The 22,003-nt window shown below is 48.8% G+C and carries 17 protein-coding genes; 15 read left to right on the top strand and 2 right to left on the bottom strand.

The window, feature by feature from the left end:
- Positions 1-464 precede the first annotated feature (464 nt).
- The 4 genes from DWX68_RS10415 to DWX68_RS10400 all read left to right on the top strand — a co-directional run bounded on the left by DWX68_RS10415 (position 465) and on the right by DWX68_RS10400 (position 5,309).
- On the top strand, positions 465-824 hold the full coding sequence (locus DWX68_RS10415; RefSeq protein ID WP_022358591.1) for a metalloregulator ArsR/SmtB family transcription factor: 360 nt from the start codon (positions 465-467) through the stop codon (positions 822-824).
- Positions 825-952: 128 nt separating this feature from the next.
- Positions 953-1,171 carry a cation transporter gene (locus DWX68_RS10410; protein WP_022358590.1) on the top strand — a complete coding sequence of 73 codons (219 nt, stop codon included), beginning with the start codon at positions 953-955 and terminating at the stop codon, positions 1,169-1,171.
- 168 nt (positions 1,172-1,339) lie between these two features.
- Positions 1,340-3,343: a heavy metal translocating P-type ATPase gene (locus DWX68_RS10405; RefSeq protein WP_118629348.1), complete on the top strand. Its 2,004-nt coding sequence runs from the start codon at positions 1,340-1,342 to the stop codon at positions 3,341-3,343.
- 286 nt (positions 3,344-3,629) lie between these two features.
- Positions 3,630-5,309: a DUF5722 domain-containing protein gene (locus tag DWX68_RS10400; RefSeq protein WP_118629346.1), complete on the top strand. Its 1,680-nt coding sequence runs from the start codon at positions 3,630-3,632 to the stop codon at positions 5,307-5,309.
- Between the two features lie 220 nt (positions 5,310-5,529).
- Here DWX68_RS10400 and DWX68_RS10395 read toward each other — a convergent pair whose 3' ends face one another.
- On the bottom strand, positions 5,530-6,873 hold the full coding sequence (locus DWX68_RS10395) for a butyryl-CoA:acetate CoA-transferase (RefSeq protein WP_118472575.1): 1,344 nt from the start codon (positions 6,871-6,873) through the stop codon (positions 5,530-5,532).
- 505 nt (positions 6,874-7,378) lie between these two features.
- Here DWX68_RS10395 and DWX68_RS10390 point away from each other — a divergent pair.
- The 7 genes from DWX68_RS10390 (at position 7,379) to DWX68_RS10360 (ending at position 15,479) form a co-directional block, all read left to right on the top strand.
- Positions 7,379-8,560 carry an acetyl-CoA C-acetyltransferase gene (locus DWX68_RS10390; RefSeq protein ID WP_107001360.1) on the top strand — a complete coding sequence of 394 codons (1,182 nt, stop codon included), beginning with the start codon at positions 7,379-7,381 and terminating at the stop codon, positions 8,558-8,560.
- Positions 8,561-8,661: 101 nt separating this feature from the next.
- Positions 8,662-9,438 (top strand): enoyl-CoA hydratase-related protein, encoded by a 777-nt coding sequence (locus DWX68_RS10385; RefSeq protein ID WP_117796103.1) that lies wholly within the window; start codon positions 8,662-8,664, stop codon positions 9,436-9,438.
- A gap of 40 nt (positions 9,439-9,478) precedes the next feature.
- Positions 9,479-10,315, top strand: coding sequence for a 3-hydroxyacyl-CoA dehydrogenase NAD-binding domain-containing protein (locus tag DWX68_RS10380; RefSeq protein WP_107001361.1), 837 nt, complete (start codon positions 9,479-9,481; stop codon positions 10,313-10,315).
- A 130-nt stretch (positions 10,316-10,445) separates the two neighbouring features.
- Complete coding sequence (locus DWX68_RS10375) at positions 10,446-11,597, top strand: acyl-CoA dehydrogenase (protein ID WP_107001362.1); 1,152 nt, start codon at positions 10,446-10,448, stop codon at positions 11,595-11,597.
- A gap of 73 nt (positions 11,598-11,670) precedes the next feature.
- The gene (locus DWX68_RS10370; RefSeq protein ID WP_118629344.1) at positions 11,671-12,462 is read left to right on the top strand and encodes an electron transfer flavoprotein subunit beta/FixA family protein; all 792 of its coding nucleotides are present in this window, start codon (positions 11,671-11,673) and stop codon (positions 12,460-12,462) included.
- A gap of 29 nt (positions 12,463-12,491) precedes the next feature.
- Complete coding sequence (locus tag DWX68_RS10365; RefSeq protein ID WP_117796101.1) at positions 12,492-13,547, top strand: electron transfer flavoprotein subunit alpha/FixB family protein; 1,056 nt, start codon at positions 12,492-12,494, stop codon at positions 13,545-13,547.
- 507 nt (positions 13,548-14,054) lie between these two features.
- Positions 14,055-15,479, top strand: coding sequence for an MBOAT family protein (locus tag DWX68_RS10360; RefSeq protein ID WP_118523313.1), 1,425 nt, complete (start codon positions 14,055-14,057; stop codon positions 15,477-15,479).
- Here DWX68_RS10360 and DWX68_RS10355 read toward each other — a convergent pair.
- Complete coding sequence (locus DWX68_RS10355) at positions 15,476-16,207, bottom strand: SDR family oxidoreductase (protein WP_118629342.1); 732 nt, start codon at positions 16,205-16,207, stop codon at positions 15,476-15,478. The genes DWX68_RS10360 and DWX68_RS10355 overlap by 4 nt on opposite strands.
- 316 nt (positions 16,208-16,523) lie before the next feature.
- On the opposite strand from DWX68_RS10355, the gene trxB reads away from it, so the two are divergent.
- The 4 genes from trxB (at position 16,524) to DWX68_RS10335 (ending at position 21,927) form a co-directional block, all read left to right on the top strand.
- Complete coding sequence (gene trxB / locus DWX68_RS10350; RefSeq protein WP_118629340.1) at positions 16,524-17,441, top strand: thioredoxin-disulfide reductase; 918 nt, start codon at positions 16,524-16,526, stop codon at positions 17,439-17,441.
- 211 nt (positions 17,442-17,652) lie between these two features.
- Positions 17,653-19,200, top strand: coding sequence for an SH3 domain-containing C40 family peptidase (locus DWX68_RS10345; protein ID WP_118629338.1), 1,548 nt, complete (start codon positions 17,653-17,655; stop codon positions 19,198-19,200).
- A gap of 286 nt (positions 19,201-19,486) precedes the next feature.
- Entirely contained in the window at positions 19,487-20,131 is a 645-nt protein-coding gene (locus DWX68_RS10340; RefSeq protein WP_118629336.1) for a cyclodeaminase/cyclohydrolase family protein, read from the top strand.
- A gap of 128 nt (positions 20,132-20,259) precedes the next feature.
- Complete coding sequence (locus DWX68_RS10335) at positions 20,260-21,927, top strand: formate--tetrahydrofolate ligase (protein WP_118629334.1); 1,668 nt, start codon at positions 20,260-20,262, stop codon at positions 21,925-21,927.
- The last annotated feature ends 76 nt before the right edge of the window (positions 21,928-22,003 follow it).

Genomic DNA, 22,003 nt, shown 5'->3' with positions numbered 1-22,003 from the left:
AGAGGCAAAAGATCATCAGACGATGGATAATATAGCTCAAGCAGTGTCGAAAAAATAAACTGCAAAAGATATATAATAATGAATAAAAAAGAACGGACTGTTCATAAATAGACAAAAAAGCATAGGATGTAGAGAATAGATATTTGAACTGTGCCGGTTTACAGAGTATCATCTGTAAACTGGGCAGAAAGAAGCACATTTACGCGCATTACTTAGTGGATTTTGTCTGTATGAACAGTCTTTTTTGCAGCATTTTATAATTGAGAAAACATTTCATTTACTCCTTTTAAATTCCTACAAATATTTCTTGACATTTCCCAGTTACATTCATATAATGAACATATGAACAATGATTCATATAAATAAAAATATTTCAAAGAAATCTTGATAAAATCCTGCAAACTGCTTTCACGAAAGAAGCAGTGAAGCAGGGCAGAAACGCGTAGCATGAAGGGAGAAATCGGATGGCAATTCATGATGTAGAGTGCTGTGAGGAGTGTGCTGTTCACGATGAGGTTGTGCAGTCGGTCCGGGGAATGCTGCCGGATGACGATGATTTGTATGATCTGGCGGAGCTGTTTAAGGTATTTGGTGATTCGACGCGGATCCGGATTTTGTTTGTGCTGTTTGAGTCGGAGATGTGTGTCTGCGACATTGCACAGCTGCTTAATATGACGCAGTCGGCGATTTCGCATCAGCTTCGGATTCTCAAGCAGTCGCAGCTTGTCAAGAGCCGCCGGGACGGAAAGTCGGTGTTCTATTCGCTGGCAGACGACCACGTTTACCGGATTATCAACCAGGGCTTTGAGCATATTAAAGAATAGCAAGTTCCTTGAATGATGATAATGGATTGAATGAATGTGAAAGCGGTGCTATCTGTAAAGAAAAAAATTGCAGGTCTCGGAAAGCAAACATTAAAAATTTATAACTCAATAAAAAGAGGAGGATTATCATGAAGAAGAAATTTAAATTAACTGATCTGGATTGTGCAAACTGTGCAGCAAAGATGGAGGATGCGATCAAGAAGCTGGATGGAGTCAATGATGCGAGTGTCAGCTTTATGATGCAGAAAATGACGATCGATGCGGATGACGCACGTTTCGACGAGATCATGAAAGAGGTTGTAGAAGTGTGCAAGAAGGTGGAACCGGACTGCATTATTAATATGTAAAATTGGAAAAGGCATAATCGGATCAAAAGCTGCTTTTTAAAAGAATAAAATCAGATTGTGTAATGCACAGAAGGGCAAAGTAAAAAGATATAGGCAAATGAGCTGTGCCGGCACATTTTCCTATATCTTTTTTTCTGGGAATGTGTTTCCAGAATGAAGGGAGGCTTTATGAATCAGAAGCAGAAAACGATGCTGAAGCGGATCGTCGCGGCGGCAATCGTATATATCGCGGCGGCAGCAGCGAAAAAAATGAATGTATTTGCCGGAATGCCGCAGCCGTGGACAGAGTTAGTCGTATTTTTAATTCCGTATCTGATTATTGGATGGGATATTGTATACAAGGCGTTCCGGGGGATTAAAAATGGTCAGGTATTTGATGAGAATTTCCTCATGACAGTAGCGACGTTCGGAGCGTTCGGTGTGGGCGAGTTTTCTGAGGCGGTTGCGGTTATGCTGTTCTATCAGGTTGGCGAGCTGTTTCAGAGTTATGCGGTCAACCGTTCGCGCCAGTCGATCAGCGATCTCATGAATATCTGCCCGGAATATGCCAATATTGAAAAAGATGGACAGATAGAGCAGGTCGATCCGGATGATGTGGAAGTAGATGACATCATCGTGGTACAGCCGGGAGAGCGGATTCCGCTGGATGGCGTGGTGGTAGAGGGTGAATCGATGATCGATACCTCGGCGCTGACTGGTGAATCGGTACCGCGCCGTGCGGCAGCCGGGGATGAAATCATCAGCGGATGTGTCAATGGCAGCGGGCTTCTGCGGGTGCGCGTGACGAAAGAATTTGATGATTCGACGGTGGCACGGATTCTGGAGCTGGTGGAGAATGCCAGCAGCAAGAAGGCGAAGGTGGAGAACTTTATCACCCGGTTTGCCAGATATTATACGCCGGTGGTCGTGATCGCGGCGGTTGCTTTGGCATTTGTGCCGCCGATTGTGCTGGGCGGAGAATTTGGCGAGTGGATTCAGAGAGCTTGTATTTTCCTAGTAATTTCCTGCCCGTGTGCGCTGGTGATTTCGGTTCCGCTTAGCTTCTTTGGCGGCATTGGTGCTGCATCCCGCATCGGTGTGTTAGTCAAGGGAAGCAATTATCTGGAGGCAGTTTCGGAGCTGGATACGGTTGTATTTGATAAGACAGGCACCCTGACGAAGGGCGAGTTTAAAGTGACGGAGCTGCATCCGGCGGGAATCAGTGAGGATGAGCTTCTGGAGCTGGCGGCGTATGCCGAGAATTATTCGACGCATCCGATCGCGGAATCGATACGGGAGGCGTATCGTGAGAGAAAAGGCAGTTTGGCAGAAGCAGAAACTCAAAAGGCGAATGCGGGAACAGCAGAAATCGTTCTGGATGCTGACAATGACACAATAAAAGAGGTGCAGTCCAAAGAGGGTGTGCAGGGAGTGGTACGCAAACCCCTGATCGACTTAACCCGCATTGGTGAAACCAACGAGATTTCCGGTCATGGTATCGAGACAACGATCGACGGTCACAAAGTTCTGGCGGGTAATGGACGCCTGATGAAGAGTAAAAATATACCGTATCAGGAATGCGACGGCATCGGCACTGTGATTTATCTGGCAAAGGACGGAAAATTTGCCGGAAGTATCCTGATTGCCGATACGATCAAGCCGGAGACGGAGGATGCGATCCGTGGACTGAAGGTGGCTGGAATCCGCCGTACTGTTATGCTGACGGGCGACCGGAAAGCGGTCGGCGAGGCGGTGGCTGCGAAGGTTGGCATCGATCAGGCGTACACGGAGCTGCTTCCGGCGGATAAGGTGCAGAAGGTCGAGGAGATGCTGGCGGAGATGACCGGAAAGCGGAAGCTGGCATTTGTCGGCGACGGCATCAACGATGCACCGGTTCTCTCCCGCGCAGATGTCGGTATTGCAATGGGAAGCATGGGAAGTGACGCGGCGATCGAGGCGGCGGACATTGTCCTGATGGATGATAACCCGGCGAAGATTGCAGGTGTGGTTAAAATCGGACGCAAGACAATGGCAATTGCGCACCAGAATATCGTGTTTGCTCTGGCGGTTAAGGCGGTTGTGCTTCTGATGGGCGCGGCTGGAGTGGCGAATATGTGGGAAGCCGTGTTTGCGGACGTCGGTGTTTCCGTCATTGCAATTTTAAATGCGATGAGGGCATTAAGAACTAAATAATCGCTAATATCAAAAAGCTATGGTGGAAGGAATACTTGATGGTTCCGGAAACTGTAGCTTTTTAAATTTGCGGCTCTAAGGGATTTATATATAAAACCAATATTTGCAAGTGGTAAAAGAATAGGAATAGGAAAGAAATCAAGGCTTGGGAAAGATAAAATGCTGGGAATCATACAGAATTTCCAAAATAGTTGTAATAATCCTTAATAAAATAGTAATTGAATCTGACGGAAGAATGAAGTATGATCAAATACCATAGGATATTAGACGGAAAGGAAGGAACAGGATGAAAAAATGGATGAAAACGGCGCTTGTCCTGGCTGCAGCGGTCTGCCTGAGTGTGGCGGCTGCGTTCACAGCACTGGCGGCGCAGACGTTTCAGATAACCGCTTCGATCGGCTCCTGTCTGATTGGTTCGGGGCAGAATACAGTGGATATTTCACTTTCAAGCAACGGTGATATAACGGGGACGGACGGAAAGATTTATCTGTTTGAATTGCGGCCGTATGAGTCGGAGATTGGAAGCCGGACTGATTATGTCAGCAGCGTAGGCGCAGGGGAAACGAGGACCGTCTCGATTCCTTTAAACAAGGGAACTGCCCAGGACCGCCTTTACAGCCGGTTTGTTCCGGCAGTGTTTGACGGAACTACATTTACGGCAGTTGGCGCGGCACATTATATCACAAATCCGGAGGTGGTTGCATCCAATCAGGATGCGTTTAAGACGCCGCTGACGAAAAAGGGCTTGAATATCCAGTTAAATATGCTCAACGATGCATTTACACTGGGTGTCAAACATGTGGCGGTCAATATCGCATTTTCCCAGTTTTTAGGGAGTGGCATTGATTATGAGTACGATGGAAAAACGTATCATTTTAATAAGTCGGTGGTTGAAAATTATGACAAGGTGATCAGTACATATATCGGAAAAGATATATCTGTGACGGCGATCGTTTTAAATGACTGGAATGACGCGCACCCGGAACTGGTTCATGCGGGAACTGCGAAATCTTCGAGCGCCAATTATTATATGTTTAACACGAAGACACAGGAAGGATTTGAGACAACGCGTGCGATCTTCGCGTTTTTGGCGGATCGTTACAGCGGCAAGAATCATAATTCAAATTATGCGAAGATTTCCAACTGGATTCTGGGCAATGAGATCAACAACCAGATTTGGAACTACATGGGACCGGCAGATTTGAATGCATATGTATCCACGTATCAGCAGGCATTCCGCACGTTCTACACGGCGATCAAGAGCACAAGTGCGAATGACCGGGTTTATTTTTCACTTGATTTCTGGTGGGGAGCTCCGTATGAGAACCTGAACGATCAGGTGCATTATACGGGCAAAGGCATTGTTGATACGTTTAACGCCTTGGCAGTAACGGAAGGCCAGATGGACTGGGGCATTGCCTACCATCCGTATCCGTACCCGATGACGGAACCGGAATTCTGGGATGATCCGGCAACGGGGCTGGTAACCGAGAGTGCAGATTCACCGATTGTCAACTTTGCAAACCTGCATGTACTGACCGATTATCTGAATCAGGATTCGATGAAGACAGCATCTGGCGAGGTGCGCCATGTCATTCTGACGGAGGAAGGATTTACTGCACAGAGTCTGACGCGCGGCGATGTGTCGGATATCCAGGCGGCGGCATTTGCATATTCTTACTATATCGTGGACAGCAACCCGTATATCGACGCGTACATTCTGAGTCGTCAGGTCGATGCGCCGTCAGAGGTAAGGGCAGGCTTAAGCTTCGGTCTGTGGTCCTGTGATATGAATCAGGGCAATGAGATTGTAGCGGTAAAGGATCGAAAGCTCTGGAGAGTTTTCCACGACATTGATCAGAAGAGATACACGCTGGAAACTTCGAATTTTGCAAAATCAATCATCGGAATTAATAAGTGGTCGGATGTGATTCCGAACTTCCGGTGGAAGTCTCTGGAACAGTAGCGGATGGTAGACAGAGACTTGTAGAACAAAAACTATAAGAAAAAAAGTATAAATAAAAAAGTGCCTTTCTTCTCGAAGAAAATTTCTTGAGAGGAAAAGCACTTTTTTTAGAAAATAAACGTATCTGATGTATCGGAGAACCGGGAGTCTCAGATACCATAGATAGTTTGCTGGATTTTGTCTTCGAATTCTGCCGATTTTATCAGATCTTGAGTTCTTATCAGATCTTATTGCTCTGTCTCCAGATATGCATCTTCTCAGCTTCCTTAATCAGCTGATCGCGGAACTGCGGATGTGCAACGGAGATGATAGCCTCGCATTTCTGCCAGGTTGCAAGACCCTTTAAGTTTACTTTACCGTACTCGGTTACCAGGTAGTGCAGGTTTGCGCGTGTATCGGTTACGATGGAACCCTGATTTAAGGTCGGGAGAATACGGGACTGCAGCTCGCCAGCCTTGTTCTTGAAGGTGGAGGAGCAGCAGATGAAGCTCTTTCCGCCCTTGGACAGGTAAGCGCCCAGAACGAAGTCAAGCTGTCCGCCTGCACCGCTGATGTGCTTGATTCCTGCGGACTCTGCATTTACCTGACCGAAGAGGTCGAGGTCAACCGCGTTGTTGATGGACATGAAGTTGTCCAGGGCTGCGATGGTGCGGACGTCGTTGGTGTAATCAACCGGAGCACTCATGCAGGCCGGGTTGTTGTTTAAGTAGTCATACAGTTTCTTGGTACCAGCGCCGAATGCGTATACCTGACGGCCTTTGTCCAGTGCTTTGTGAGCGCCTGTGATCTTGCCGGCTGCGGCAATATCAACGAATGCGTCAACGTACATTTCGGTGTGAACACCCAGATCTTTCAAGTCAGATTTTGCAATCAGGGAACCAACTGCGTTCGGCATACCGCCGATACCTAACTGTAAGCAGGCACCATCCGGGATCTCGTCTACGATCAGTTTTGCAACTGCTTCATCGACATCAGTCGCTGCTGCGCCGCCTCCCATCTCTGCGATGGTCGGGTTGCTGCCCTCTACGATCATGTCTACGTTGGAGATATGAACGCCGTTCTCAAATCCGCCGAGGCAGACCGGCATATTTTCATTGACCTCTACGATGACAACCTTGGAAGTCTCGCAGCAGGCTGCCATATGGGAAGCATTTGGTCCGAAGTTGAAATAACCGTGCTCGTCCATCGGAGCGACCTGGAATACAGCTACATCCGGTTTGGTTGCGGACTCACGATAGTATCTCGGAAGCTCGGAATAACGGATCGGAGCATAGAAGCTGAATCCCTGTGCGATTGCCTTTCTCTCGATACCGCTCATGTGCCAGGAGTTCCAGGTCATATGAGCTGCCGGGTTTTCGATCTTGAAGATCTCCGGTACCCACATCAGGATACCGCCGCGGAAGTTTACATTCTCCAGTTCCGGAAGACGTTTTGCGATAGCAGCATCGACTGCTACCGGAGTGCCGGTGGTCCAGCCATAGTCGACCCAGTCGCCAGATTTAACGACGGAAGCAGCTTTTTCAGCGGAAACCAGCTTTTCTGCATACAGTTTCTTGTAATCCATACTTATTCACCTTGTCCTTTTTAATAATATGAAGAAGTCCGTACAAATGCGTGATTCGGACATCCCCCGTTGTTTATCAGTGTATCATCTCCACTACCCCTTGTCAACGAAAGAGGCGGAGGACAAAATAGGGGAAAATGACGACATATTCATATTTGTGAATTACAGATATAAGCGTATGTAAATGGAAAAGAAATGACTTTGTCTATTAATTCACAAACAAAATACCATGTTGGTTATAATGCCAGAGAAGACCACTTTTATTGAGAAAACGGAAGAAAAAAATTGTGCATTCCGCCTAAAGGCGATCAAAACGATGTAGAAATAAGTGGATTGTACGCGGAAAAATGAGAATCTTAAATCTTTATAAATCCATTGATAATTATTTGACAGGAGCCGCGTGGGGTGTTAAGATACAAATACACTATCATATTTATCACTATTTTACTATTTACTGCAGTTGTGTTATTTACGTGGTGGATCATTTTCAAGGAGGATTTTTTCAATGTCTAAGAAAGTCGTAATTGCAAGTGCATGCCGTACCGCAGTAGGTTCTATGGGTGGCCAGCTCAGTACTGTTCCAGCAGCTGAGATGGGTGCCGTAGTTATCAAGGAGGCTCTGAAGAGAGCAGGCGTTGCTCCAGAGCAGGTTGATCACGTATACATGGGATGTGTTATCCAGGCTGGCCTTGGTCAGAACGTAGCACGTCAGATGTCTCTGAAAGCTGGTCTTCCGGTAGAAGTTCCGGCAGTTACCCTGAACGTGGTTTGCGGTTCTGGTCTGAATGCTGTAAACGCAGCAGCAGATATGATCCTTGCAGGCGATGCTGACATCGTAGTAGCTGGTGGTGCAGAGAACATGTCCGCAGCTCCGTATGCTCTGATGAAGGCTCGTTACGGATACCGTATGAACAATGCGACCATGATCGACACCATGGTAAATGACGCTCTGTGGGATGCATTCAACGATTACCACATGGGTATCACCGCTGAGAACATCTGCGATCAGTGGGGTATCACAAGAGAAGAACTCGATGAGTTTGCGGCAGCTAGCCAGCAGAAGGCTTGCGCAGCTATCGAGGCTGGACGTTTCAAAGACGAGATCGTTCCGATCGAAGTTAAGAAGAAAAAAGAGACTGTTATCGTAGATACCGATGAGGGTCCGCGTCCGGGTTCCACTGTAGAGGTTCTTGGCAAGCTTCGTCCGGCATTCAAGAAAGACGGACGTGTAACAGCTGGTAACGCTTCCTCCATCAACGATGGTGCAGCAGCTGTAGTTGTTATGAGCGAAGAGAAAGCAAAAGAACTGGGTATCAAACCGATGGCTACATGGGTAGCAGGCGCTCTGGGTGGTGTAGATCCGAGCATCATGGGTATTGGACCGGTTGCAGCTACCAAGAAAGTTCTGAAGAAGACAGGCTGGAAGGTAGAAGACTTCGACCTGATCGAGGCAAACGAGGCATTCGCAGCTCAGTCTATCGCTGTAGCTCGTGACCTTGGCTTCAACAAAGACATCCTGAACGTAAACGGCGGTGCAATCGCTATCGGACATCCGGTAGGAGCATCTGGCTGCCGTATCCTGACAACTCTGTTATACGAGATGCAGAAACGTGACGCTAAGAAGGGTCTGGCTACTCTGTGTATCGGTGGCGGCATGGGCTGCGCAACGATCGTTGAGAGAGACTAATTTCTGACGCAGAACCGGAGTCGTCGGGGCTTATCCCCGGCGCTCCGGCTGTTTCTGGTTTTACGTATTTCAATTCAAGAGCTTTTTAGGAGGAACTGGAAGTGGGATTTGTAGACTATGAGGTAGACGGACACGTCGCAGTCATAACTATTAATCGTCCGAAGGCACTGAACGCGTTAAACGAGGATGTGCTGAAGGATATTGAAGCTGCATTTGATGCAGTAGACCTTTCCGAAATTCGTGCAATTATCCTGACCGGCGCAGGAGAGAAATCTTTCGTAGCTGGTGCTGACATTGCTGCCATGAGCGTGATGACCAAGGAGCAGGGCGAGCACTTCGGTAAATTCGGCAACGATATTTTCCGCAAGATCGAAACCTTCCCGGTTCCGGTTATCGCGGCAGTAAACGGTTTCGCACTCGGCGGCGGCAACGAGCTTGCCATGAGCTGTGATATCCGTATCTGCTCGGACAATGCATTATTCGGACAGCCTGAAGTAGGTCTTGGTATCACACCAGGCTTCGGCGGTACACAGAGACTCGCACGTCTCATCGGACCGGGCAAGGCAAAAGAGATGGTATTTGCGTCCCGCAACATCAAAGCGGACGAGGCATACCGTGTCGGACTTGTAAATGCTGTTTATACACAGGAAGAGCTGATGCCGGCTGCGAAGAAGCTGGCAGGCACTATCGCAAAGATGGCTCCGATCGCTGTCAGAAACAGCAAGAAGGCGATGAACGACGGACTTCAGACTGATATGGATCAGGCTATCGTGATCGAGGAAAAACTGTTTGGCGGATGCTTCGAGACAGAAGATCAGAAGAACGGTATGCAGGCATTCCTTGAGAAACGGAAAGTGGAGCAGTTTAACAATAGATAGTTAGTTAAATTATAGTTGTATAATTTCAGGAGGATTTGTCATGAAAGTTGGTATTATTGGTGCAGGAACCATGGGTTCCGGAATCGCTCAGGCATTTGCCCAGGTAGATGGATATGAAGTATGCCTGTGTGATATTAACGAAGAGTTTGCTTCCAACGGCAAACTGAAAATTTCCAAGAACTTTGAGAAGAGAGTAGCAAAAGGAAAGATGGCAAAAGAGGATGCAGACAAGATCCTTGCCAGAATCCATACCGGCGTTAAGACTATCTGCAGCGACTGCGATCTCGTAGTTGAGGCAGCAATCGAGAACATGGAGATCAAAAAACAGACCTTCAAAGAGCTGGGCGCTATCTGCAAGGCAGACTGCGTATTCGCTACCAACACCTCTTCTCTGTCCATTACTGAGATCGGTGCAGGTCTTGACCGCCCGGTTATCGGTATGCACTTCTTCAACCCGGCTCCGGTTATGAAGCTGGTTGAGGTTATCGCAGGCTTAAACACTCCGGTAGAGATTGTTGACAAAGTTAAGAAGATCTCTGAAGAGATCGGCAAGATCCCGGTACAGGTAGAAGAGGGCGCTGGTTTCGTAGTAAACCGTATCCTCATCCCGATGATCAACGAAGCTATCGGTATCTACGCTGAGGGCGAGGCTTCTGTAGAGGGTATCGATACCGCTATGAAGCTGGGTGCTAACCATCCGATGGGACCGCTTGAACTGGGCGACCTGGTAGGTCTGGACGTTGTTCTGGCTATCATGGAAGTACTTCAGTCTGAGACTGGTGACCCGAAGTACCGTCCGCAGCCGCTTCTTAGAAAGATGGTTCGCGGCGGCAAGCTTGGCCGTAAGTCTGGCGAAGGCTTCTACAAGTACAACTAATATGTACATAAGTCTGGCTTCTTGACCAGATGAAAACATAATAGAGTACCAGATTTTTAAGAACCGCAACGGGGCGGCGCTTAAAGCCGCCTCTTAAGCGTATATAAGAAAATGATGGAGGAATAGACACATGGATTTTACATTAAGTAAAGAGCATGAAATGGCGAGAAAGTTATTCCATGACTTCGCCGAGAACGAAGTAAAACCTTTGGCACAGGAAGTTGACGAGACAGAGCACTTCCCGGAGGAAACCGTTAAAAAGATGCAGAAGCTTGGCTTCATGGGCATCCCGGTTCCGAAGGAGTATGGTGGACAGGGCTGTGATCCGTTAACATACGCTATGTGCGTTGAGGAGCTTTCCAAAGTTTGTGGTACTACCGGCGTTATCGTATCTGCACACACATCTCTGTGCTGCGATCCGATCCAGACCTTCGGTACTGAAGAGCAGAAACAGAAATACCTGGTTCCGCTTGCTAAGGGCGAGAAGCTTGGTGCTTTCGGTCTTACTGAGCCGGGTGCTGGTACAGATGCTCAGGGTCAGCAGACCAAGGCTGTATTAGACGGCGACGAGTGGGTATTAAACGGCTCCAAAGTTTTCATTACCAATGGTAAAGAGGCTGACATTTACGTTATCATCGCTGTAACAGGCGTTGTTGAAGTAAAGGGCAGAAAGAAAAAAGAGATCTCTGCATTTATCGTAGAGAAAGGAACTCCGGGCTTCACCTTCGGTACCAAAGAGAAGAAGATGGGTATCCGTGGATCTGCTACATACGAGCTGATCTTCACAGATTGCCGTATCCCGAAAGAGAACCTGCTTGGCCAGAAGGGCAAAGGTTTCCACATCGCTATGCATACCCTGGATGGCGGACGTATCGGTATCGCTTCCCAGGCACTTGGTCTTGCAGAGGGCGCTCTTGAGAGAACTGTTGATTATGTAAAAGAGAGAAAACAGTTTGGTCGTGCTATCGGTCAGTTCCAGAACACTCAGTTCCAGCTGGCAGATATGGCTACCAAAGTGAAAGCAGCTCAGCTCCTTGTTTACAGAGCAGCCGTTGCTAAGAAGACACAGAAAACCTATTCTGTAGAAGCAGCTATGGCTAAACTGTATGCAGCAGAGGTTGCTATGGAAGTTACAACCAAGGCTGTACAGCTTCACGGTGGTTACGGCTACACGAGAGAGTACGACGTAGAGCGTATGATGCGTGATGCTAAGATTACTGAGATCTACGAGGGTACATCTGAGGTTCAGAGAATGGTTATCTCCGCTGATCTGTTAAAATAATTCAGTCTGCAGAGAAATCAGAACAATCTCAGTCCTATAGAGAAAAAAGAAAAAAATAAGGAGTGAAAATACCGTGAAAATTGTAGTTTGTGTAAAACAGGTTCCGGATACCAAAGGCGGAGTTAAATTTAACCCGGATGGTACTCTTGACAGAAGCGCAATGCTGGCAATCATGAACCCAGATGATAAAGCAGGTCTGGAGGCAGCGCTTCGCTTAAAAGATCAGTATGGTGCAGAGGTTACCGTAGTTACTATGGGTCTTCCGAAGGCTGAAGAGGTTCTTCGTGAGGCTATGGCTATGGGCGCAGACAATGGTGTTCTTGTAACTGACCGTGTACTCGGTGGTGCAGATACCTGGGCTACTTCCCAGACTATCGCAGGTGCACTTCGCAACCTTGATTATGACTTAATCATCACTGGCCGTCAGGCTATCGATGGCGATACCGCTCAGGTAGGTCCGCAGATCTCCGAGCATCTTGGACTTCCGGTAATCAGCTACGCTCAGAACATCCGTGAAGTAAACGAAGCTGAGAAATACATCGTAGTTGAGCGTCAGTATGATGATAGATATCACGTAGTAAAAGCACAGCTTCCGTGTCTTTTAACCGCTCTTGCAGAGTTAAACGAGCCGCGTTACATGACTCCGGGCGGAATCTTCGATGCATACGCAAAAGAGATCACCGTTTGGGGCAGAAAAGATCTGAAAGAGGTTGAGGATTCCAACCTCGGTCTGAAGGGTTCACCGACACAGATCGCAAAAGCTTCCGATAAGGTAAGAAAGGGTGCTGGCGAGAAGGTAGAACTGGATCCGGCAGCTTCCGCAGATTATATCGTTGGCAAACTGGCAGAGAAACACATTATCTAATTATTTTATAGAAAAGAGTGGTGAATAAGATGAACAACTTAGAAGCATATAAGGGCGTATTTGTCTTTGCACAGCAGGTGGATAATGTTATCAGCAATATCGCTTTTGAGCTGATTGGCAAAGGTAAAGAATTAGCAAAAGATTTAGGAGTAGAAGTAACCGCTGTTTTAGTTGGTTCTGACGTTAAGGGTCTTGCAGATCAGTTAGCAGAGTACGGTGCAGACAAGGTTATCGTTGTAGACGATCCGGAGTTAAAAGAGTACCGTACAGAGCCGTACACACATGCAATCGCATCTGTTATCGAAGAGTTCAAACCGGAAATCTTCCTGATCGGTGCTACTGCAATCGGTCGTGACCTTGGTCCGCGTGTTTGCGCTAGAATCCATACAGGTCTGACTGCAGACTGTACAAAACTTGATATCGGCGATTTCCCGATGAATCCGGTTCCGGGTAGAGAGACAAAGCACAATCAGCTGCTTATGACTCGTCCGGCATTCGGCGGCAACACCATCGCTACCATCGCTTGCCCGGATTTCCGTCCGCAGATGGCAACCGTTCGTCCGGGTGTTATGCAGAAGGCTCCGAAGGAAGCTGGCAAAAAAGCTGTTGTTACTGAGTTCAATCCGGGATTCACAAAGAACAACAAATATGTTGATATTCTGGAAGTTGTTAAGGCTGTATCCAACACCGTTGATATCATGGATGCTAAGATCCTTGTATCCGGCGGTCGTGGCGTAGGAAGCCCGGAGAACTTCAAGATTCTGGATGATCTGGCAGAGGCTATCGGCGGTACCGTAAGCTGCTCTCGTGCAGTTGTAGATGCTGGCTGGAAGCCGAAGGATCTTCAGGTAGGTCAGACAGGTAAGACTGTTCGCCCGAACGTATACTTTGCAATCGGTATCTCCGGTGCTATTCAGCATCTGGCAGGTATGGAAGAGTCTGACATCATCGTTGCTATCAACAAAGATGAGTCTGCTCCGATCTTCGATGTTGCTGACTACGGCGTAGTAGGTGACTTAAACAAGATCGTTCCGATGCTGACTGAGAAGATCAAAGAAGCTAAAGCAGCAGCTAAGAACAACTAATTAAAAGCAGGAAGAGATATCTTCTTACAATAAATAAGCAGTAGAGTTTTGTATATTTTTCTCTGATAAATATATGAGACAGCGCCGGCTGGACGGATTTACTCCACCCAGTACTCCGCAGTCCCGTGCCAGCGAGTAAAGAGAACCCTGTTTCCGAGGTGATGAACCTGGGAGGCAGGGTTTTTTTGTTTCATAGGAAATTGCGTCCTATGAAACAAAAAACGCTCCGCGAGGATGCGCCAAGGCACATTCTTTATTCTGGTCAAAAACACTTGACAGATTAAGGGGGATTACCCGTATAATAGAGTGTCTGGAATATAGATATGATTTATCTGCTATATAAGAAAATACAGGTTACTGTTCATGGGTAGGCACTTTTGGAACCGAAAGTGCCGTAAGAAAACGTGGTGGCGGCAGGAATTTGCCGTATTTAAATGCGAAGCCACGGCAAATTCCGTTACTGGGCACGTATGTGTGAACAGTAACAAATACAGGATGGTATGATTTATGTTATTTAGTTCCCTTGTGTTCCTATGGTATTTTTTGCCAGCGGTATTTTTGCTTTATTTTATAACGAAAAATCTGCATATCCGCAATAGCGTCCTTCTGACTGCCAGCCTCTTTTTTTATGCGTGGGGCGAGCCGAAGTATGTGATTCTGATGCTTGTTTCGATCGGGCTGAATTATTTCTTTGGATTGTGGATTGGGAGGATGCAGAGTAAACACAGAATGCGCCTTGCTGTTACAACCTGCGTGTTTTTAAACCTCCTTCTTCTGGGCTATTTCAAATATTTTAACTTCGCAGTCGAGATTGCAAATTCTCTGTTAAGCCGCTTTGCGGGCGGCGCACATACACTTTCTTTCCGCGAGATTGCTCTTCCGGTCGGAATATCCTTCTACACGTTTCAGGCGCTTTCCTACGTGGTGGATGTGTACCGGGGGACGATTCAGGCGCAGAAAAATATCTTTCATCTGGCGCTCTATATTTCCTTCTTTCCGCAGCTCATCGCGGGACCGATCGTCAAGTATCACGATGTCTGCGAACAGATTGGGAACCGGCAGTGTACGGCGGAGGGGATGGCGTATGGAATCAAGCGCTTTTCCTACGGACTGGCGAAAAAAATGTTGTTTGCTAATACCTTTGCGGCGACGGTGGACTGGATGATGGAGAAACCGCTGGCACAGCTGGGAACGGTCAATGCGTGGATGTTGGCGGTTTTGTACACACTTCAGATTTATTTTGATTTTTCGGGATATTCGGATATGGCGATCGGATTGGGAAAAATGTTTGGATTTGATTTTATGGAGAACTTCAATTATCCGTATATCTCTACCTCGATCCGCGAGTTCTGGAGACGCTGGCATATTTCACTCTCGACCTGGTTTAGGGAATATCTTTATATCCCGCTGGGCGGCAACCGGAAAGGGCAGGTGCGGACGTATGTTAATCTGCTGATTGTCTTTTTTGCGACCGGGCTCTGGCATGGCGCTGGGGCAACCTTTATCATCTGGGGATTGTACCATGGGCTGTTTCTGGTGGTGGAACGCATGGGACTTGGGAAGCTATTGGAGAAGAACTGCTTCCGGGGACTGAATCACATCTATACGGCGTTGGTTGTAGTGGTTGGCTGGGTGTTCTTCCGCGCCGATACGCTGGCGGATGCGAAAGTGATCCTGCATCAGATGTTTACCTGGGAGAACGGCATCTATCCGGCATCGCTGTTCGTGAATCGGAAGGTAATTTTTCTTGCGGTGCTGGGCGTGCTGCTTTCGGGCATCGCGCAGAGTATATGCCCGAAGCTGCGGGAGCATTTGTATGAGAAAGAAGTGACAAAGACAGTGGATATTGTGATTATGGCTGTGCTGCTGTTTTTGTGTACCATGTATCTCGTCAGCAGCACGTATAATCCGTTTATTTATTTCAGGTTTTAGATCCAGCCGCCGTCCAGTTGAATTATCTGTCCCGTTAAATAGGAGTCCTCGCTCCCCAGCTGGTATGCCAGTTTTCCGACTTCCTCGGCACGCCCCATACGTCCTGCTGGAATTTCTTCCAGCAGGGCATTCCGTTCTTCTTCATCGAGAAACTGGTTCATTTCGGTGTCAATAGCGCCGCAGGCGATCGCGTTGACCTGGATGCTGCTCGGCGCAAGTTCCTTCGCGAGGGCGCGCGTCATGGCGTTGATGCCGCCTTTGGTGGCAGAATAGGCGACTTCGCAGGAAGCGCCGCAGACGCCCCAGACGGAGGAAATATTGAGAATGCGTCCCGATTTGCGTGACACCATCATCGGAACGGCGAGGCGGCAGCAGTTGAAGACGGAGGTCAGGTTGGTATTGAGAATGTGGTTCCACTCGTCCGGCGTCATATCCTGGAACAGACCGATGTAGGAAATCCCTGCATTGTTGACGAGGACATCCAGGGAACCGAAGCGCTCCCGGATCGCGTCAAACAGGCGGGAACAGCTCTCAAAATCGCCCGCATCGCCCATCCAGGCAAGGCAGGAAACGCCCAGCGCTTCGATTTCGCGCTGGGTCTTTTTTAATTCTTCTTCCCGCCTCAGGCAGGTAATCACGACATCCCAGCCGTTCCTGGCGTAGGTTAATGCAATCGCTTTCCCGATTCCGCGGGAAGCGCCGGTTACGAGGATAGTTTTATGATTCATGGCAGTAAACTCCTTATATGCGAATGTTTTTGAGAATTGCGGGAGCACGCAGTGCAGAGCAATTCGGTATTAGAGGGGTCAAAAGCTTTTGACCCCAACATCATATTTGATTGAATTATAGCATGTATTTAAAATTCATGAAATAGTTTCATTTTTCCGCCTGTCATAAAATCGTAAGAAATTTTCATCCATTTTTTGCTGTTCTGAGTGTTTTACAGCATTGTATGAAAGTGCCAAAATGTGTTATACTAAAACCAAATGGATCTGACACAGCGATAGAGCGGATCAATTACCGAACAGATTCGGAAGAAAGGAACTGTATACCATGTATGATATAATAATCATTGGTTCCGGACCAGCTGGCTTGAGTGCGGCGATTTATGCACAGCGGGCGTGTCTGGACACGATTGTGATAGAGAAGAATGGAATCAGCGGCGGACAGGTGCTGAATACCTGGGAGGTGGACAATTATCCGGGATTTCCGGGTGTGACCGGCTTTGAGCTTTCCAGACAGTTCCGGGAGCATGCAAACAAGCTGGGAGCAAGAGTTGTACAGGATGAGGTCGTGCAGGTCGAGCTTTCAGGAAATGTGAAGAAAGTAGTCTGCGAGGAAGAGACGTATGAGGCACGCTGTGTGATTCTGGCATCCGGAGCACATCACAGGACGTTGGAGGTGCCGGGAGAAGAGGAACTTCGCGGGGCAGGCGTTTCATACTGCGCGACCTGCGACGGGGCATTTTTCCGGGGAAGGACGGTTGCCGTTGTGGGCGGCGGCGACGCGGCGCTGGAAGATGCAATTTTTCTTGCACGGATGTGTGAAAAAGTATATATCGTCCACCGCAGAGACAAGCTTCGCGGGGCAAAACGGCTGCAGGAGCGCTTACAGGCGCTTGAAAATATTGAATTTGTCTGGAACAGCGAGACGGCTGCGATTGAAGGGGACGGTCAGGTGGAGGCGTTGCGGCTGAGACAGACCAAAACCGGAGAAGAGAGGCGGCTGGACGTGGATGGTGTCTTTATTGCGGTCGGAATCGCACCGGAGAGTGAGCTGTATGCGGGTCAGTTAGAGCTTGATGAGCAGGGCTACATCCGGGCGGATGAGAGCGGTCAGACGAGCGTTCCGGGCGTATTTGCAGCCGGAGATGTCCGGACCAAGGCGCTGCGCCAGATTCTGACAGCGGCATCGGACGGTGCAAACTGCGTGGCATCTGCAGAGCGATATCTTCAGGCATAACTCATTTTTAACATAGAAGAAAACAGAGTAACTGTTTAGTAGGTCTGCGCATTTACTGCGCTGACCGTACGAAAACATGGGTCAGCAGGCAAAAATCCCATTGCCGTAGGCAATTTTTAATGGATTTTTGCGCGTGACTGTGAAGGTACTGAACAGTTACAGTTTGAGATAAAACGACGGAACAGAACGGACAGAAGAGTAGGAGGTCCTTATGAGAAAAACGCTGAAATTTCTGATAGCATCAGGAGCGTGCCTTGTGATGGCAGGGACGGGACAGATGAGCGCCCAGGCGGCGATGAATCTGGAGACGGATGCCCCGGTCGCTGGCGCGTCAGTGGCGATCAATAATTACTATGCGAGCAGCTTGAACCCGGAAAAAGAGCTGGCGGAGGCATTTGCTTCTAAAGAAGTTCTGGCAGTGGCGGGAGCCGGTCAGACGGGCGTGGCAGGCGGTGCGCAGACAGCCAAACCGGCACAGGTGCCAGCAGAGACGAAAGCCCAGCCAAAGGAGACAACTGGCGAGACTGAGGCGGTTGTCCGCGCGATGTCCAAGTCGATCTACGATAATATCGCGATTTCCCGTGTGACCAATTATGTCAATGTTCGCGCACAGGCGAGCACAGGCAGCGAGGTAGTCGGAAAGATTTACAATAACTGTGCGGCGACAATTCTGGACACGGTGGACGGCGAGGGCGGCAAATGGTACCATATCCAGTCGGGTTCCGTGACCGGTTATATTAAAGCACAGTATTTTGTGACCGGTGAGGAGGCGTCCAAGATTGCCAGGGAAGTCGGCACAACCTACGCGAAGGTTACAAATACCTCTACGCTTCGCCTGAGAGAAACGCCGAGCTTAGAGGGCAAGACGCTGGATCTTCTTTCTGCAGATGCAGAGTATGAGGTGATCGGAGAAGAGGGCGATTTTGCCAAGATTTCCGTCGATAATGATCTGGTCGGATATGTGTATAAAGATTATATTACGACGCAGGTAGACTTTAAGCAGGCAGTTTCCGTAGCTGAGGAACAGCAGCAGAAAGCTGAAGAAGAAAAACTGAAACAGGAAGCGAATGCGGCGATCGAGAACCTGGAACAGGTAAAGAAGAAAGCCGAGGAAGAGTCGAGGGCAGCGGAAACCACGGCAGCGGCGAAGGAAACCACGGCAGCTGCCAAAGAGACGACCAAAGCACCGGAGACTTCCTACAGCGGAACAATAGAGGCGAATCCGAGCGAAAGCAAGGCAGCTGGGACGACAGCGGCAGCCAAGGAGACGACAAAGGCAGCTGAGACGAAAGCGCCGACTACCGCGGCAGCGACGAAAGCGACCACTGCAAGCGGCGTTGGACCGGGCGGCGGACCAGGCACAGGCGGTACGTCCTCTTCTGGAAATGAAGTAACAAATGCTACCCGTTCTGCGGTTGTGGCATATGCAAAGCAGTTCCTTGGAAATCCGTATGTATACGGCGGAACCAGTCTGACAAACGGCGCGGACTGTTCCGGATTTACAATGAGTGTATTTGCACATTTCGGTATTTCAACCGGACGAAGCTCGAGAGATCAGGCGGCAAAGGGCAAGGAGGTTGCGGTCAGCGCAGTACAGCCGGGCGATCTGCTTTTTTATGCGAGCGGCAATTATATCAATCACGTAGCACTTTACATAGGCAATGGACAGGTTATCCACGCAAGTACGGCAAAGAGCGGCATCAAGATTTCGCCGTCCAACTACCGAACACCGTGTAAGGCAGTTTCATTCTTAAATTAGTAAACGCAGATAAAGGAGTATATCGGTTCTTACGGAACGATTTCATATCCGTAGGGCTCGGTGGGAATACCGCAAAATTACGTTGCCAGCGGGGCAGAAGATTTCTGATCGGTGAGACAAGCAATTTTGCGGTATTTTTTCATTTTCATAGGAAAATGTGTTCTATGAAATAAAAAACGCTCCGCGGGATGTGCACTCGCGCGAAGAAGAATTATGTCGCAGGCGACCGCACGAGGCGCGAGAATGTGCCAAGGCACATTCTTTTTCATAAAAAAGGAGAAAAATCATGGCAGAATTAAGAGAACTTTCCGTAAACCAGTTCGTAGAAGAAACTGCTTCGAAGGCGTCTGTACCGGGCGGCGGAAGCGTGTCGGCGATGGTGGGGGCGCTGGGCGCGGCATTGATGGAAATGGTGGCAAATCTGACGATCGGAAAGGAAACATATGCCGGGGTGCAGGAGGAAATGCAGGCGCTGGCAGCTGAGGGCGCTGCGCTGCATGAGGAGCTGCTGGCAGGGATCAAAAAGGACAGCGAATCGTTCAATGGATATATGAGAGCGCTGAAGCTTCCGAAGGAGACGGAGGAGGAGAAAAAAATCCGCACTGCCGCCCTGCAGCAGGGGTTAAAAGAGGCGACCGAAGCGCCGCTTGCGATTGCGGAGTCAGCGGCAAAGATTTTTCCGATGGCGGAAGCGGTCGTAAAGAGGGGCAATAAAGGTGCCGTTTCCGACGGTCTGATTGCGGCGATGTTAGCCCGGACAGCGGTTGTGGGTGCCCTCTTTAATGTGAAGATCAATCTGGCATCGATCAAGGACGAAAGTTATGTATCAGAACTTGGGGGAAAAGTAGAAAAACTGGAATCGGATGCAATTTTTTGTGAAAAATCAATTTTGTGTCTTTCCAAATTGTCAGACACAGTATATAATAGATAACATTCACAGCCTTTCTGGGAAATTCACAGGGGGGGGGATCTTCTTTACAGAAGATAAAGCAGATAACATTCACTGTGTGAAAACTTCCGGAACAGGCAAAACCGCAAAAACAGGGAGGTACAGGAGTAATGATGACAGATATTGAGATTGCACAGGCAGCGAATCCACTGAAAATCGGTGAGATTGCACAGGCAGCAGGCGTAGACGAGAAGTATCTGGAGCAGTATGGAAATTATAAGGCAAAGGTAGACTACAGTCTTCTGAAAGAGACCGAGGGCAAGGATGGAAAACTGATTCTGGTGACCGCGATCAACCCGACTCCAGCCGGAGAAGGAAAGACCACGACCACGGTCGGTCTGGCAGACGGATTGAAACGTCTTGGCAAAAAGGTAACCGTAGCGCTTCGTGAGCCGTCGTTGGGACCGGTCTTTGGTGTCAAAGGTGGTGCAGCTGGCGGCGGATATGCACAGGTCATTCCAATGGAGGATATCAACCTCCATTTTACCGGTGATTTCCACGCGATCGGCGCAGCAAACAACCTGCTGGCAGCGATGCTGGACAATCATATCTATCAGGGCAATGCACTCCGCATCGATCCGAAGCGTATTACCTGGAAGCGTGTTGTCGATATGAATGACCGTCAGCTCCGCAACATCGTAGATGGTCTGGGACGCCGCGTGGATGGCGTGACCCGTGAGGACGGATATGACATCACGGTTGCCAGCGAGATCATGGCAGTTCTGTGCCTGGCACGCAATATTACGGATCTGAAAGAACGCCTTTCCAAGATTATCGTAGGTTATACCTATGACGAGGAACCGGTCACTGCCGGTGATCTGAAAGCAGCGGGCGCGATGACGGCTCTTTTAAAGGATGCCCTGAAACCCAATCTGGTACAGACCTTAGAGCATACACCGGCATTTATCCACGGCGGTCCGTTCGCGAACATCGCGCATGGATGTAACTCTGTCATTGCGACAAAGATGGCATTAAAGCTGGGTGATTACACGATCACAGAGGCTGGCTTCGGCGCTGACCTGGGTGCGGAGAAATTCCTGGATATCAAGTGCCGGATGGCAGAGCTGAAACCGTCGGCGGTCGTTGTAGTAGCGACAGTACGTGCCCTGAAGCATCACGGCGGCGTGGCGAAGGCTGACTTAAACGCAGAGAATCTGGAAGCACTGGAGAAGGGACTTCCGAACCTGATGCAGCATGTAGAAAATATTACCAAGGTATATGGACTTCCGTGTGTCGTAGCGATCAACCGCTTCCCAATGGATACCGAGGCAGAATTAAAGCTGATCGAGGACAAGTGCCATGAGGTCGGTGTCAATGTAGCTCTGTCCGAGGTATGGGCGAAAGGCGGAGAAGGCGGCGAGGAGCTGGCAAAAGAAGTCATCCGCCTGTGCGAGACTGAGAGCGATTTCCACTACTGCTACGAGACCGATACAACGATCGAGGAGAAGCTGGATGCGATCGTGAAGAAGATCTACCACGGCGACGGCGTTGTACTCACGGATGCAGCAAAGAAGCAGGCAAAACGCCTGACTGAGCTTGGATTTGGTAACTATCCGATCTGTATGGCGAAGACGCAGTACAGCTTTTCGGACAATGCGAAGCTGCTCGGCGCACCGAAGAACTTTACAGTAACTGTCCGCAACCTGAAAGTATCCGCGGGCGCAGGATTCATCGTAGCGTTGACCGGCGACATCATGACGATGCCAGGACTTCCGAAGATGCCAGCGGCAGAGAAGATCGATGTCGATGAGAATGGACGGATCACGGGTCTGTTCTAAAAAAAGAAGTAACTGTTCAGTAGGTCTGCGCATTTACTGCGCGTGACTGTGAAGGTACTGAACAGTTACGAAAAGA

It is taken from the genome of Clostridium sp. AF20-7 (assembly GCF_003479275.1).
GTDB lineage: Bacteria > Bacillota > Clostridia > Lachnospirales > Lachnospiraceae > Otoolea > Otoolea fessa.
Note: the sequence above shows the minus strand (reverse complement) of the source record. Positions and strands in the feature narration are given on the sequence as shown.